Consider the following 15387-nt stretch of genomic DNA (forward strand, 5'->3'; position numbering starts at 1 on the left):
TCGTTGCCCTCTCAGGCCACCACGCCCACCACCCTCAAACCGTGATCAACGCCAGCCCTTAAGTTCCTGGCATTGACTCTCAAGGCAGGGAAGGAGGCCTTCACCACGCATGTCGCGGATCACCGGCGGCGGGAGGGGAAGGCCTTCGCACCGGCGGAAGGGCCGCGAAGGTGGCGGTGAGGCATCGGTACAGGTGGTCGTGAGTGGCAAGTGCCGTTCTAACGGCACTTGCCACTCACGACCACCCCGCCCCACTCGGTGCCGCCACGCCTCCCCCTTGCGGTACGCACGAAGGTCGCGTTCCCTCGGCTGAGCCGAGGGAAGGGGGCCTTCACGCGCATCCGCTGGGGCACCTGACCGAACGAAGGTAGTGAAAGCCTCCCTCCCTACCGTCAAGGTAGGCAAGGAGCCCTTCACGGACCGGACCTACGAACAACCGCAGCCAAAACCCAGTAGCCACCTCAACGCCCACAGTCCGGCGCGGTGTTCAGCGGCCTCCCCCGCGACCACACCAGGTCGACCGGATGCACCGAGCCGTCCGGGGCGATGGACAGGATCGGCAACGCCTTGTCGAGCTGGTTCCCCGTCGTCTGGTCGAACGCGACGAACCCGGTGGCACCGGGCACCGACGAGTTGCAGTCGATGCTGCGCACCATGTTCGCCATCGAGACCGGATCCGCCGACACGTTCCGCATCGCGGCCTCGACCGCCGCCGCGACGGCGTCGTGTTCGATCATCGCGGCGCCGTCCCACAGTTCCCGCTTGGGGAAACCATGAGTGCCGGTGAATTCGGCGATGAAGTTGTCGTGGTTCTTCTTGTACGTCGGATATGCCGGATCGGCGGTGAACATATCCCACTGGTCGGGATAGGCGAGTGCCGTGTAGCGGAGCCGGACACTGATGTCCTTGTTCAGTTCCAAGGGTTTCCCGGCGAGGGTGCTCGCGTCGTCCCCGGTCATCACGGTCACCGAATCGACTCCTTCGCAGGCGCCGTCGCCCGCCAGCGCAGCCACGAGAGCGCCGAGATCGAGGCCACGGCCGGCGAAGTAGATCAGATCGGGTCTCGCGCCGCAGATGTCGTTGTGCCAGCTTCTGAACAGGCCCCGGAGATAGACCTCGCGCGACTTGTCGGCGAGCGGTTTGACGTCGTAGGTCTTCGTGAAGATGACCGGGACCTTCGACGAGTTCAGGAAGGCCTCGGCGAGGGTGGTCGCGTAGGTGTCCTCCTTGCTGACTCCCTGGATCATCATCACGCGCTGGAAGCCATGCGTGGCGATGTACCCGGCGGCGGCGCGGGCCTCGTCGGTGTTGGTCGGGCCCACGCGGAAGAAGTTCTCGATCCGCGCGCCCTTCGGATCGGTGTTCATGTTGTCCGCGGTGACGGTCGCGCCGATCGTGGCGATGCCGTGCCGGGACAGCTCGGCCACCAAAGCCCGGCTGTTCTCCGAGCTGGTGCCGACATCGGTGACCGCCGCGATGCGCTGGGCGGCGGCCGCGGCGATGATCTCGTCGGCGACGACGCGCCAGTGGTCGGCGTTGCTCCCGTAGTTCGCCAGCAGCAGTTTGATCCCCGGGGGCCCGTTCTTCGGCCAGGCGCCGGTGATCGCCCCCTGCACCTCACGCTGCACGAACAGGAACGGCTGGCTGTCGACCTTCGGATCGGGGGCCAGGTTCTCCAGCACCACGATGGTCTTGAAGTCGGCGCCCGCCTTTTCGTTGCGGGCCTTGACGAGCTTCTCCAGCGGGTCGAGCGGATCGTCGTCCCGCACCGGACCGGAGTCGAGGTTCAACCCGACACAGACATACGACGAGCCGACCGACTCCTTGTTCGCGCTCACCGAGTGCAGGCCGGCCCCGCAGGACTCCCACGGTCTGAGCCCCACCAGGGCGGCACCGGCCAGCAGGACCACGACCGCGATCAGCAGCGCCCGATGACGGCGCGCCCAGCCGCGGGGCCGCACCGGCGGGCCCGTCGCCGCGTGTTCACGGGCCTCGGACATACGGGTTCTCAACGCATCGAGCCAGGACATGACGAGGTTCCGTTCAGGTTCAGGGGAATTCGCCGCGACGGGCGAGTTCTTTGGCCGACACGAGCGCGCCGACGTCGGGCTGGTGCGAGGTGGTGGCCAGCGCGGCGAAGGCGTTCGCGATCACCTGGTGCTGGACCGGGCCGCGGACCGCGAAGGGGTTGGCGGTCAGCCAGCCCGCCGCGACGAGCCGGGCGACGTTGTTCCGGATCTCGGAGCGGTCGGCGGGACGGCGCGCGTTGTCCAGGTTCACCAGTTCGTCGTACAGCTCCGCGTGGTCCCGCTCGGGTGGCAGATCGTCCGGCGCGTTCAGCACCAGCTCGAGTTTCGCGACCCACTCCGCGTGCGGGATCCGGTTGAACTCCCGCTCGAAGAAGGAGACCACCTCGCCGATGTCGCCCAGCGCGAGGTTGCAGTAGGCCAGGCGCACCGGGTCCTGCGCGGTGTCCGGGTCGTCGCGCAGGGCCTTGAACTGGTCGGTGTAGGTCGGCCCGTCCCCGTCGCCGCGCCGGGCCAGCGCGGACACCAGGTTCGCGGCGATCCACGGATGCAGGGCCGCCTGGTCCTCGGTCGTGCCCGCCGAGTTCTTCGCCGTCACCCACAACGAGGTGCGCAGCTCGGTCAGGATCCGCCCGACGTGCGGCTGGTCGATCCGGCTCTGCGCGGCGTCCGGGATCAGCCAGGGCGCGGTCGCGAACGGGGCAGCGGTCACGAAGTCGTCGAGGTGGACGTCGTCGAGGTGCTCGGTCAACCCGAGCTCGGCCAGCCTTCGGTAGCAGGGATCCTGCTCACCACCGGGATCGGTGGTGAGCAGATCGCGGTCACCCTCGCGCACGAGGCTTGTCCGCAACCGCATCGCGAGCTGCGCGACCGCCGACGGCAACCCGCCGGTCGCCCGGTGCGCGAGCGTGACCTGCGGGGTACCCACTCCGGAATCGAGGACTCGCGCGATCCGCCCGCTCGGCTGGGGCGAGATCCGGACGGGGTAGTAGGGCGAATCGAGCGTGCCGTAGGCCGGATTCGCCCAGTCTTCGTACGAGGCCTCATCGCAGTCCGCCATCGGCCGGCCGGTCGGCGGGGCGCCGGACACGGGTTTCCACGGCGCCAGCCAGGCGGGTCCCCAGTCCTCGTGCCATCGCCCGCTGGTCGCGATGACCAGCAGCGCGTCGTGCGCGTCGCGGTCGTTCGGATGCTGCACGGCGTACCGTTCCCGCGCGGCGACGAGGTCGGCGAGGAACTCGGTCCCGCCCGCATGGTCCACATCGTCGAGGACGATCACCCAGTTGTGCCAGTGCCTGCGCTGCTGCGATATGTCGCAGGCGCAGGGGCTCTTCTCCTCCGGTTTGGCCAGCCGCGGATGGTTCTCCCGGACATCGCCGAGGAACGCCGCCATCAGCCATTCGGTGACGGCCTTCGCGTCACGGGCGCTGCCGTGCGCGAGCCGGTTGAGTTCGAGCAGCGCGTCGAACGGGGATCTGCCCTCGGCGTTGGGGAAGTCGGCCAGCGACCGCAGTGCCTTGCCGAGCCTCGGCCGGATGTTGCGGACCAGATGCGGGAACGTCTGGCGGAACAAATCCGCGTACGGGGGTTCGACGAGACCTGTCGCCTTCGCCGTCTCGGTCAGCGTGTCGAGCGCTTTGTCCAGCGCCGGCGTCCAGATGATTCCGTGGAAACTGCCGATCAAGGACTTCAGTTGTCCCAGGTCTTCGTCACGATTTCTTCCGGACAGCTCCGCCTGGACTGCGATCAACGCGATGGTGAAACGCACGAACTGCGGTTTCGGCCGATTTCGCCATTTACTCGACAGTCCGTAGGCCAGTTTCGTGAGCACGTCGATCGTGCCCGCTCTGCCGCCCTGCCCGAAATCGAATCCGGCGTGCACGACACCCCAGCCCAGGTCGCGACGGATCGCTTCCAAGGCCGTGGTCTTCCCCGAACCCACCGGTCCGAGCAGCAGCGTCACCGGCTGCTGGCGGGACGGATTCCCCGTCTCGCGGTTGATCAGCATTCTCCGGGCGAGCTGCACCGCGGGAGAATGTCGGTCCGCACTCATTTTCCTGTTCAGCCCCTAGCTGTGCTCCGGGAGGGAAAGGGAGAGAGTGCGAACTATCGTAGGTAACCGGCCGAAGCCGGGACACAGGAAAAATGACACCAGACACGAAAGGACGAAATCCGGCGAGAATCGTAATTATCGTTCGACGGCGAGCGATACCGCCGATCACCCGATCGGCGCTATCCGCCCCAGTGCGGCTGACGACCGCCGCCCCGATACCCACCGGGATATCCGCCGCCGTAGTACCAGTCGTAGTACCAATCGTGGTCGTGGTGGCCGGCGCGCGGATCCTGCCGCTCCTCGGGAGCGGGCGTCGGAGTGGGGGACGGCGTCTCCGAGCCGTGCATCGACGCGGTCATCGGCGGCGGGGGCGCGACACTGCCGCCCGACGGCCCCGACGGGACGGGTGGGGGCACCGCGTCGTCCGGGACCTCGATCGCCTGCGGGGCGATGGTCAGCGACGGCGGCGGGAGCGGCGTCCCCGGGATGACTTCGGCCGAGTCGGCCGGGGTGAGCAGCACGGCCAGCAGTCCGCCGACGATGACGCCACCCGCCGAGAGCGCCGAAATCCGCCGGAACCTGCCCTTGCCGGGAAGGACGGCGATCGGCGCCCGGTGCTTCGGCCCGGGTGGTCCCCGGCGACGGGGCGCCGCACCGGCGGCCCGCATCAATTCGCTCAGGGCGTCCCCACCGGCCTCGCGGCGAGCCGTCCGTGCCATCGGCACCTCCCAAACCCCGGTCCGCCGATCGACGCGGCGGCCTCAACCCGGGGTGGATCCTAGGAACGCGGGAGGCGGTTGTAAACGGCCGTCGTCCACAGCGGACAGACGGTGCGGCGAAAGGTCAGGCCGCTGCGGTGACCGCGATCGCGGCTTCGCCGGCTTCGGTCAGCTCGGCGGGCACCCGGCCGGTGACCGCGGAGAGCCCGGTGGACTCGGCGGGGCGGATGTAGCCGCCGTGGGCGAGGGCGTGCGCGGTCATCTGGTCACAACAGGCGAACCCGTCGATGAAGAGGTCCGGCTCGCAGCTGCACGACATCTGGGCTCGGCGGGCCGCGACCGCTCGCAGCATCGCCATGGCTCGATGGGACAGCTCGACCTCTGAACCGGACACCGGGACGCACCTCTTTCGATCGGCCACCTGATTCAGCAGCACTTACACCGTGTTATCGGTCGCTGCTCCATCAGTGTTAACAAGATCTCAGACGTTCCCGGGATTCTCTACGTTCCGTTCGATCTTCTTGCTTTTTGCCAGCACCAGGGTGGGCTCCAGGACCCTGGCCCACTGGGCCACGATCTGCTTGCGGCGCTTCGTGTCGTCGGTCAGCAGATTCGCCAGGCCAAGGCCGCGGGCAAGATCGAGAGTGGCCTGGACCAGCTCCCGGACACCCTCGTGGGACTCGTCGACGCCGAGGAGTTCGACGGTCACCCGGTGTGCTTCCCGCCCGACCCGCGCCTCCAGCGGCACCAGGGTGGCGCGCAGCCCTTCGTCGGTCGACGCGGCGACCCACAGGTGGAGCGCGGCACGGAACATCGGCCCGCTGTAGAGGTTGAGCACCATGTCGACCGCCCGTTCGATCCGCGACCGGCCCGACGGCAGTTCCGCCGCGCGGGCGCGCAGCTCCACGATCTGGATCTCGCCGACGTGCTCGACCGCGGCCGCGACCAGGTCCTCCCTGGTCGGGAAGTGGTGCTGGGCGGCACCGCGCGAGACCCCGGCGCGTTCGGCGATCACCGCGACCGTCGTCCCGTTCCAGCCCAGCTGCCCGATCGTCTCGACGGCGGCCTCGACCAGCCGCCGCCGAGTCGTGCGGCTGCGCTCCTGTTGCGGTTCGCGGATCATGGCCTTGATTCTGGAGTACGACCTTCGACCCAGAAATCGAGCTGCAGGTCTTCCTCCCGCCCGCCGACGCGGTACTTCGCGAAGTCCGTGACACCCTCGGCGGCCAGCACCTCGTCGTCGAGGTAGAAATTCCCCGACGTCTCGGTGCTCGGTTTGGTGAGGATCGCGTGCGCCGCGTCCGCCATGATCTCCGGTGTCCTCGACTTCGCCGCGAGTTCGGCGCCGACGACGTTGCGGATGGCGGCGGTGTCGATCGTGGTGCGCGGCCACAGCGAGTTCGCCGCGATCCCGTACTGCCGCAGTTCCGCGGCGAGCCCGACGGTCACCAGGCTCATCGAGTACTTCGCGATGCTGTACGCGAGATGCCCGGCCTGGAACCACTTCTCGTCGAGGCTGATCGGCGGCGACAGCGTCAGGATGTGCGCGTTGTCCGCCAGTTTCAGGTACGGGATGGCGAGTTTCGACAGCAGGAACGACCCGCGCGCGTTGATGTCCTGCATCAGGTCGTAACGCTTCATGCTGACCGCTTCGGTCGGCGTCAGGTCGATCGCGCTGGCGTTGTTGAGCACGATGTCGATACCGCCGAACTGCTCGGCGGTCCGCGCGATCGCGGCCTCGACCGACGTGTCGTCGCGGACGTCGCCGACGATCGGCAGCGCCTGCCCGCCGGCGTCCTCGATCGCCTTGGCCGCGGTGTGGACCGTTCCCGGCAGTTTCGGATGCGGTTCGGCGGTTTTGGCCAGCAGGGCGATGTTCGCCCCGTCGCGGGCGGCGCGGACCGCGATGGCCTCGCCGATTCCGCGGCTGCCGCCGGAGATGATGATCGTCTTGCCGTGGAGCGTGCTCATGGACTCGCCTCTCAGTAGGACCGGGGCAGGCCGAGGCTGTGCTGGCCGACGAAGTTGAGCACCATCTCGCGGCTCACCGGCGCGATCCGGCCCAGCCGGACGGCCGCGACCAGCGTGCCCAGCCCGTATTCGCTGGCCAGGCCGTTACCGCCGTGGGTCTGCACGGCCTGGTCGACAGCCCGGATGGCGACCTCGGCGGCGGCGTACTTCGCCATGTTCGCCGACTCGCCCGCGCCGAAATCGTCGCCGGAGTCGTAGAGCGACGCCGCCTTCTGCGTCATGAGCTTGGCCAGTTCCAGCTCGATCTTGATCTCGGCCAGCGGATGCGCGAGCCCCTGGTGGGTGCCGATCGGCGCGCCCCACACCTTGCGCTCGTTGGCGTAGGCCACGGCCTTGCCCAGCGCGTACCGCGCGATGCCGAGCGAGAACGACGCGCCCATGATGCGTTCGGGGTTGAGCCCGGCGAACAGCTGCGCGATCGCCGCGTCCTCCTCGCCGACCAGCGCGTCGGCGGGCAGGTGGACGTCGTCGAGGAACAGGCCGAACTGCTTCTCCGGCGAGACGATGTCCATGTCGATCTGCTTGTACTCGAAGCCGGGCGCGTCGGTCGGGACGATGAACAGCGCGGGCTTGAGCTTGCCGGTCTTGGAGTCCTCGGTACGGCCGACGACCAGGACCGCGTCCGCCTCGTCGACACCGGAGATGTAGACCTTCCGTCCACTGAGGACCCAGTCACCGCCGTCGCGTTTCGCGGTGGTGGTGATCTTGTGCGAGTTCGACCCGGCGTCCGGTTCGGTGATCGCGAAGACCATCCGCCTGCTGCCGTCGGCGATGCCGGGCAGCCAGCGCTTCTTCTGCTCGTCGGTGCCGAACCGTGAGATGACCGTGCCGCAGATCGCCGGCGAGACGACCATGAGCAGCAGCGGACAGCCCGCCGCGGCGAGTTCTTCGAGCACCGCGGCGAGATCCGCGATCCCCGCTCCCCCGCCGCCGTACTCCTCGGGCAGGTTCACGCCGAGATAGCCCAGCCGTCCGGCCTCGGCCCACAGTTCTTCGGTCTTGAGCCCGGCGCGGGCCTGCTTGGAGTAGTACTCGTGCCCGTACTTCTTGCCGAGTTCGGCGACCGCGGCCCGCAGCGCGGCGCGCTCCTCGGGCTCGGTGAAGTTCATCGCGTTCATTCGTCGTCTCCTACCACCGCGAGGATCGTGCCCACTTCGACCTGTTGTCCGACCACCACCGGGAGTTCGGTCACGACGCCGTCGGCGGGCGCCGCGATCCGGTGTTCCATCTTCATCGCTTCCAGCCACAGCAACGGATCGCCTGCCTTGACGGTGTCACCGGCTTCGACCGCGAGCCGGACGACCGTGCCCGGCATCGGCGCCACGAGCGAACCGGCGGCGAGCGCCGCGTCGGGATCGGTGTACCGCGGCACCACGTTCAGTTCGACGGTGCCTTCCGGCGAGTCGACGTACACGGCGTCGCCGTACCGGGCGACGGCGAACTTCCGCCGCACCCCGGAAACCTCCAGGACCACGCTGCCGCTTTCGGCCGAAACCAGCTCGACGCCCTCGAAACCGTCGGCGCGCAGGCCGTCACGGGTGAGCGTGTAGACGACCTCGATCTCTTCTTCGCCCTGACGAAAACGTTTGCGCTGCCCTTGCGAGCGCACATTTCGCCAGCCGCTCGGCAGTCGTCCCTGCACCTGAGCGCCCGTACGGTTCACCGCGGCGCCCGCCAGAGCGGCGGCCAGCGCGGAAATCCGTACAGTGTCCACAGTGGCCAATGGCTTCGCCAGGGTTTCGAGCCCGTGCCGGTCGAAGAACGCCGTATCGGTCTCGCCTGCGAGGAAGGCCTCGTGACGCAGCACGTTCACCAGCAGGTCGCGGTTGGTCACCACGCCGTGGATCTCCGCGCCGGCCAGCGCTCCGGCCAAGGCCCGCGCCGCGCTCCGGCGGTCCGGGGCGAAGGCGATGACCTTGGCGAGCATCGGGTCGTAGTGCACACCGACGGTCTGGCCGCTGACGAAACCGGAGTCGAGGCGGGCACCCGGGCCCACTTCGAATTCCCGCTTCGCGGCGGGAAGTTCGAAACGGTGCAAGGTGCCGCTCTGCGGCTGCCAGCCCGCGGCCGGGTCTTCGGCGTAGAGCCGGACCTCGATCGCGTGGCCCCGTGTCTCCGGCTCGTCGATCGGCAGGTGCTCGCCCTCGGCGATCCGGAGTTGCAGCGACACGAGGTCGAGGCCTGTCGTGGCCTCGGTGACGGGGTGCTCGACCTGGAGCCGGGTGTTCATCTCCAGGAAGTAGAACCGCCCGTCCGAACCGGCGAGGAACTCGACCGTTCCGGCGCCGACGTAATCGATCGCCTGCGCGGCCTTGCGGGCGGCGTCGAACAACGCTTCCCGCATGGTTTCGTCGACGAAGGGCGACGGCGCCTCCTCGACGACCTTCTGGTGGCGGCGCTGGATCGAGCATTCCCGCTCCCCCACCGCCCACACCGTGCCGTGGGTGTCGGCGAGCACCTGGACCTCGATATGCCGTCCGGTCTCCAGGTACCGCTCGCAGAACACGGTCGGGTCGCCGAAGGCCGACGCGGCCTCCGCACTCGCGCCTTCGACGGCCTCGGCGAGTTCGCCGAGCGAGCGCACGACGCGCATGCCGCGTCCACCGCCACCGGCGGAAGCCTTGACCAGCAAGGGAAGGTCGGCTTCGGTGACCGCGGCCGGGTCCAATTCGGACAGGATCGGGACACCGGCGTCGGCCATCATCCGCTTGGACTCGACCTTCGAGCCCATGCTTTCGATGGCTTCCGGCGGCGGCCCGACCCAGGTGAGCCCGGCGTCGATCACGGCGCGCGCGAACGCGGCGTTCTCGGACAGGAAGCCGTAACCGGGGTGGATCGCGTCGGCGCCGGTCTCGACCGCCGCCTTGATCAGTAGTTCGGCCCGCAGGTAGGTGTCCGACGGCGCGTTGCCCGGCAGCCGGACGGCGACGTCCGCCTCGGCGGTGTGCGGCGCGTCGGCGTCCGCGTCGGAGAACACCGCGACCGTGCCGATCCCGGCGTCGCGGCAGGTGCGGAACACGCGGCGGGCGATCTCGCCGCGGTTGGCGACCATAAGTTTCTCGATCATGCCGCTCACATCCTGAAGACGCCGAAGCCCTCGGCGCCCTTCACTGGTCCATTGTGGATCACGGACAGGCTGAGCCCGAGCACCGTGCGGGTGTCGCGGGGATCGATGATCCCGTCGTCGTAAAGCATCCCGGAGAGGAACATCGGCATCGACTCCAGCTCGATCTGCCCCTCCACCATGGCGCGCATGGCGGCGTCGTGCTCTTCGTTGTAGTCCTGCCCTCGCGACGCGGCGGCGGCACGGGCCACGATGGACAGCACACCCGCCAGCTGCTGCGGCCCCATGACCGCGGATTTCGCGCTGGGCCAGGCGAACAGGAACCGCGGATCGTAGGCGCGACCGCACATGCCGTAGTGCCCGGCGCCGTACGAAGCGCCCATCAGCACCGACAGATGCGGCACCTTCGAGTTCGACACGGCGTTGATCATCATCGCGCCGTGCTTGATGATGCCGCTCTGCTCGTACTCCTTGCCGACCATGTAGCCGGTGGTGTTGTGCAGGAAGACCAGCGGCGTGTCGATCTGGTTGGCCAGCTGGATGAACTGCGCCGCCTTCTGCGATTCCTCGCCGAAGAGCACGCCCTGCGCGTTGGCGAGGATGCCGACCGGGTAGCCGTGGATGTTCGCCCAGCCGGTGGCGAGGCTGCTGCCGTACAAGGGTTTGAACTCGTCGAAGTCCGAACCGTCGGCGACCCTGGCGATCACCTCGCGCGGGTCGAACGGCACCTTGAGATCGGTGGGCACGATGCCGAGCAGGTCTTCGGCGGAGTACAGCGGCTCGGCGTAATCCGGCTTCGGCGTCGGCCCCTGCTTGGTCCAGTTGAGCCGTTTGACGATGCCGCGGCCGAGCCGGATCGCGTCCTCTTCGTCCGCCGCGAGGTAGTCGGCGAGGCCCGAGGTGCGGGCGTGCATTTCGGCGCCGCCGAGCGATTCGTCGTCGGACTCCTCACCGGTGGCCATCTTGACCAGCGGCGGCCCGCCGAGGAACACCTTCGCGCGTTCCTTGACCATCACGACGTAGTCCGACATGCCGGGCAGGTACGCGCCGCCCGCGGTCGAGTTGCCGAACACCAGCGCGATCGTGGGCACCTTCGCCGCCGAAGACCGCGTGATGTCGCGGAAGATCCGGCCGCCGGGGATGAAGATCTCCTTCTGCGTCGGCAGATCCGCGCCGCCGGATTCGACGAGGTTGATCACCGGCAGTCGGTTCTGCGCGGCGATGTCCGCGGCGCGGTAGCTCTTCTTGGCCGTCCACGGGTTGCTGGCGCCGCCTTTGACCGTGGGGTCGCTCGCCGAGATCATGCACTCGACGCCTTCGACGACGCCGATCCCGGTGATCACGCTGGCGCCGACCTGATAGTCCGAACCCCAGGCCGCCAGCGGCGACAGCTCCAGGAACGGCGAGTCCTCGTCGAGGAGGAGTTCGATCCGCTCGCGGGCGAGCAGCTTGCCGCGTTTGCGATGCCGGGTGACGTACTTCTCGCCGCCGCCCGCGATCGCCTTGGCGTGCTCGCCGTCGATCTCGGCCAGCTTGCCGAGCATGGACTCGCGGTTGGCCGCGAAGTCTTCACTCCGCTCGTCCACAGTGGACCTGATCGTGCTCATGCGGTGTATCCCAATCGCTTCGCGGCCAAGCCGGTGAGGATCTCGTTGGTCCCGCCGCCGATGCCGAGGATGCGCACGTCACGGTAGTGACGCTCCACTTCGGACTCCCGCATGTAGCCGAGTCCGCCGTGCAGCTGCACGGCCTCGTTGACCACCCATTGGGCGGTCTCGACGGCGGTGTTCTTCGCGAAACAGGCTTCGGCGATGACCTCTTCGCCCGCGACGTGCCGCTGGGCGACCTGCCGGGTGTACGCGCGGGCGACGTCGATCTTCCGCGTCATCTCGGTGAGCTTGTGCTGTACCAGCTGCCGGGAGATCAGCGGACGGCCGAACGTCTCGCGCAGCCGGCACCAGTCGAGCGTCAGGTCGAGCGCTCGCTGGGCGTGCGCGTAACCCTGCACCGCCAGCGAGACCCGCTCGGTGACGAATTGGGTGGCGACCTGCGCGAACCCGCTGTTCTCGGCGCCGATCAGGTTCTCCGCGGGCACCCGGACGTCCACATAGGACAGCTCGGCGGTGTCCGAGCAGAGCCAGCCCATCTTCTCCAGCTTGCGGGAGACGGTGAAGCCCGGCGTTCCGCGTTCGACCACGATCAGCGAGATCCCGTGCGCGCCGGATTCCCCGGTGCGGACGACAGTGGTCACGAAGTCGGCGCGGCAGCCCGAGGTGATGAAGGTCTTGGCACCGTTGATGACGTACTCGTCACCCTCGCGGACAGCCGTGGTGCGGATCCCGGCGACATCGGAGCCACCGTCGGGCTCGGTGACCGCGAGCGAGCCGATCTTGGCGCCTTCCAGCGCCGGCCGGACCCAGCGTTCGATCTGCACGGGATCGCCTGCCGCCGCGATGTGCGGGACGGCGATGCCGCAGGTGAACAGCGAGGCGAAGAGCCCGCCGGAACCACCCGCGTAGTGCAGTTCTTCGGCGATGACGACGGCGTCGAGGTAGTCGCCGCCTCCGCCGCCGACCTCTTCGGGGAAGCCGACGCCGAGCAGCCCGAGCTCCCCGGCTTTGCGGTGCAGGTCGCGAGGCAGTTCGCCTTCGCGCTCCCAGTCGTCGAGATACGGCAGGATCTCGGCTTCGGCGAACCGCCGGACGGTCTTGCGCAGCTCGACGCGTTCCGGCGTGGAGAAGGGGTCGGTCACAGGAGAGCCTCCGGGATGTCGATCTCGCGGGAGCGCAGCCATTCCCCGAGCGCCTTCGCCTGCGGGTCGAACCTCGCCTGCGACGCGACACCCTCACCGAGGATGCCTTCGACGACGAAGTTGAGCGCCCAAAGGTTCGGCAGGAGATGCCGCCGGACTTCGAGGTCCGCGGTCTCCGGGAGCAGCAGTTTGAACTCGGTGACGGTGAGCCGGTGCGCGAGCCAGCGCCACGCCTCGTCCGAACGCGCCCAGACACCGACGTTCGCGTTGCCGCCCTTGTCCCCGCTGCGGGCACCGATCACCTTGCCGAGCGGCGCCCGGCGGACCTCGGCCCGCGTGAACGGGGCGGGCGGTCGACCATCGTCCACATCGGACAGAGGCAGCGTTTCGGTGGCGGGCGCGATGTCGCGACGCGTTCCGTCCGGCAGTACGGCGACGTGCGGGACCTCTTGCGCGTCAACGAAAGCGGCCCGGTATACGCCGTAGGGCGACGCCGCCGCGGGTGGCGCGGTGACGTGGAAGCCGGGGTAGCTCGCCAAGGCGAGTTCGATCGCCGCACCGCTGAACGCGCGTCCGGCGACCTCCGGATCGGCGTCCTTCACCGCGACGTGCAGCAACGCGCTCGCCTGCTGTTCGGTTTCGGCGTCGGGCCGGTCGGTGCGGGCCAGCGTCCACTGGACGTCGGCGGGCGGGCGGGCCTTGAGCGCGCCTTCGAGTTGTTCCTTGACCAGCGCGGCTTTCGCTTCGATGTCGAGTCCGGTGAGGACGAACGTCGTCTCGTTGCGGAAGCCGCCGAGGCCGTTCAGGCAGACCTTGAGCGTCGGCGGCGGGGGTTCGCCGGTGACGCCGCTGATCCGGACGCGGTCCGGGCCGTCCTCGGTGAGCGTCAGCGTGTCGAACCGCGTCGTCACGTCCGGCCCGGCGTAACGAGCGCCGGTGATCTCGTAAAGCAGTTGTGCCGTAACGGTTCCGGCGTTCACGATACCGCCGGTGCCGGGATGTTTGGTGATCACGCTGGAGCCGTCGGCGGAGATCTCGGCGATCGGGAAACCGGGGACGCCGATCTCGTGCTCGGTGAAGAAGGCGTAGTTGCCGCCGGTGGCCTGCGTGCCGCATTCGATCACGTGCCCGGCCGCGACCGCTCCGGCAAGCGCGTCGTAGTCGTCGCGCGCCCAGCCGAAGTGCGCGGCGGCGGGTCCGACGATCACCGACGCGTCGGTGACGCGGCCGGTCACCACGATGTCGGCGCCCGCGTTCAGGCAGTCCGTGATCCCCCATGCGCCGAGGTAGGCGTTGGCGGTCAGCGTCTTGCCGAAGCCGAGCTCTTCCGCACGCTGGAGGAGATCGTCGCCCTCGACATGCGCGATGGCGACGTCGACGCCGAGTTTCGCGGCCAGTTCGCGAAGCGCGTCCGCGAGCCCGGCGGGGTTGAGCCCACCGGCGTTGGCGACGATCTTGACGCCTTTTTCCTTGGCCAGCGCGAGGTTCGCCTCCATCTGCCGGAGGAACGTCTTGGCGTAACCGCGGTTCGGGTCCTTCATCCGGTCGCGGCCGAGGATGAGCATGGTCAGCTCGGCCAGGTAGTCGCCGGTCAGCACGTCGAGCGGGCCGCCGGTGAGCATCTCGTGGACGGCGGAGAACCGGTCGCCGTAGAACCCGGACGCGTTGCCGATCCTGACGGGGCCGGTCACGCGAACTGCCCCGGCTGCCGTCCCGCCCCGGGAGGACCGGCGAAGGCCTGCGCGATCCCGAGCCATTCCTGGACGTCGGCGCCGGTGGCGACCAGGTCGGTGTCGGCGGGATGACGGCGCTGGGTGATGACGAGGCAGAAGTCGACCGCGCTCCCGGCGAGCCGCTGCCCGGCGTCCTCGGGCCCGAAAGCCCAGGTGGTGCCGTCCGGCGCGGCCAGCTCGACGCGGAATTCCTCGGCGGGCGGGGCCAGCGCGTTGAGCTTGTAGGCGAAGTCGCGGGTGCGGGTCCCGAACCGGGCGATATGCCAGATCCTGGCCGAGTTCTCGCGCGCGACGCCGAGCGCGTCGAAGATGTCCTGGCCGTGCGCCCAGGTCTCCATGAGCCGCGCGGTCACCATGGACGCGGCGCTCATCGGGGGGCCGTACCAGGGGATCTTCTGTCCGCTGGGCACCTCGTCGAGTGCCTTCGCGAGTTCCGCGCGGCCGGCCCGCCATTCGGCCAGCAGCTGCCGGGGCGGCGTCTTCGCGCCCTCGGCCGCGCCGTCGTCGACGTAGGTCTCCCCGGTCGCGAGGAGCCCTTCGATCTCGGCCTGCCATTCGGCCTCGGAACCGCGCGCCGCGATCAGCGCCTTCCGGTCGGTCCAGGCCAGATGGGCGATCTGATGGGCGATCGTCCAGCCTTCGGCCGGGGTCCGCCGTGCCCAGTCCGACGCGGGCAGATCCGCCACCACGTCATCGATGGCCTGCGATTCCGCCGCGAGATCCCCAAGGATCACGCCCAGGTCAGCCATGCCCGCCTCCTCGCGTCCCCCTCAGGCTGACACCCCTCGCCAGAAAAATCAAGCACGCCTGATTGTTTTGACGGGGGCTGAAGGGACCCTTCAGTCGCTCGTTCGCGACGCGGAGCCGGGCCCATGACACCGACTGTGTGGATTTCGGGACGTTAGATGATGCTGTTGGTTTTCTCTGGTCAGGCGGCTGGGGTGAGGGAGAGGTGGCGGACTGGGCTGGTTCGTGTGGTGGCGCGTAGGGTTCCGATGAGCCAGGCGC

The 15387-nt window shown here is 68.9% G+C and carries 12 protein-coding genes; all 12 read right to left on the reverse strand.

Going from position 1 to position 15387, the window contains the following annotated elements:
• Positions 1-461: 461 nt before the first annotated feature.
• The 12 genes from ACFOSH_RS26090 to ACFOSH_RS26145 all read right to left on the reverse strand — a co-directional run bounded on the left by ACFOSH_RS26090 (position 462) and on the right by ACFOSH_RS26145 (position 15128).
• Positions 462-2030 (reverse strand): amino acid ABC transporter substrate-binding protein, encoded by a 1569-nt coding sequence (locus ACFOSH_RS26090; RefSeq protein ID WP_378241695.1) that lies wholly within the window; start codon positions 2028-2030, stop codon positions 462-464.
• Positions 2031-2049: 19 nt separating this feature from the next.
• Positions 2050-4053 (reverse strand): hypothetical protein, encoded by a 2004-nt coding sequence (locus ACFOSH_RS26095; protein WP_378241696.1) that lies wholly within the window; start codon positions 4051-4053, stop codon positions 2050-2052.
• Between the two features lie 206 nt (positions 4054-4259).
• Positions 4260-4799: a hypothetical protein gene (locus ACFOSH_RS26100; RefSeq protein WP_378241697.1), complete on the reverse strand. Its 540-nt coding sequence runs from the start codon at positions 4797-4799 to the stop codon at positions 4260-4262.
• Between the two features lie 124 nt (positions 4800-4923).
• The gene (locus ACFOSH_RS26105; protein ID WP_101606846.1) at positions 4924-5193 is read right to left on the reverse strand and encodes a hypothetical protein; all 270 of its coding nucleotides are present in this window, start codon (positions 5191-5193) and stop codon (positions 4924-4926) included.
• Positions 5194-5280: 87 nt separating this feature from the next.
• Positions 5281-5922: a TetR/AcrR family transcriptional regulator gene (locus ACFOSH_RS26110; RefSeq protein WP_378241698.1), complete on the reverse strand. Its 642-nt coding sequence runs from the start codon at positions 5920-5922 to the stop codon at positions 5281-5283.
• Entirely contained in the window at positions 5919-6770 is an 852-nt protein-coding gene (locus ACFOSH_RS26115; protein ID WP_378241699.1) for an SDR family oxidoreductase, read from the reverse strand. Before ACFOSH_RS26115 ends, ACFOSH_RS26110 begins: the two co-directional genes overlap by 4 nt.
• 11 nt (positions 6771-6781) lie before the next feature.
• On the reverse strand, positions 6782-7948 hold the full coding sequence (locus tag ACFOSH_RS26120; RefSeq protein ID WP_378241700.1) for an acyl-CoA dehydrogenase family protein: 1167 nt from the start codon (positions 7946-7948) through the stop codon (positions 6782-6784).
• Positions 7945-9897, reverse strand: coding sequence for an ATP-binding protein (locus ACFOSH_RS26125; RefSeq protein WP_378241701.1), 1953 nt, complete (start codon positions 9895-9897; stop codon positions 7945-7947). Before ACFOSH_RS26125 ends, ACFOSH_RS26120 begins: the two co-directional genes overlap by 4 nt.
• A gap of 5 nt (positions 9898-9902) precedes the next feature.
• Entirely contained in the window at positions 9903-11501 is a 1599-nt protein-coding gene (locus tag ACFOSH_RS26130; protein WP_378241702.1) for an acyl-CoA carboxylase subunit beta, read from the reverse strand.
• Entirely contained in the window at positions 11498-12646 is a 1149-nt protein-coding gene (locus ACFOSH_RS26135; protein ID WP_378241703.1) for an acyl-CoA dehydrogenase family protein, read from the reverse strand. Before ACFOSH_RS26135 ends, ACFOSH_RS26130 begins: the two co-directional genes overlap by 4 nt.
• Entirely contained in the window at positions 12643-14337 is a 1695-nt protein-coding gene (locus tag ACFOSH_RS26140; protein ID WP_378241704.1) for an acyclic terpene utilization AtuA family protein, read from the reverse strand. Before ACFOSH_RS26140 ends, ACFOSH_RS26135 begins: the two co-directional genes overlap by 4 nt.
• Positions 14334-15128, reverse strand: a complete 795-nt coding sequence (locus ACFOSH_RS26145) for a TIGR03084 family metal-binding protein (RefSeq protein ID WP_378241705.1) — start codon at positions 15126-15128, stop codon at positions 14334-14336. The genes ACFOSH_RS26140 and ACFOSH_RS26145 overlap by 4 nt, the downstream gene beginning before the upstream one ends.
• Positions 15129-15387 lie beyond the last annotated feature (259 nt).

The organism is Amycolatopsis speibonae (genome assembly GCF_042647925.1).
Taxonomy (GTDB): Bacteria; Actinomycetota; Actinomycetes; order Mycobacteriales; family Pseudonocardiaceae; genus Amycolatopsis; species Amycolatopsis speibonae.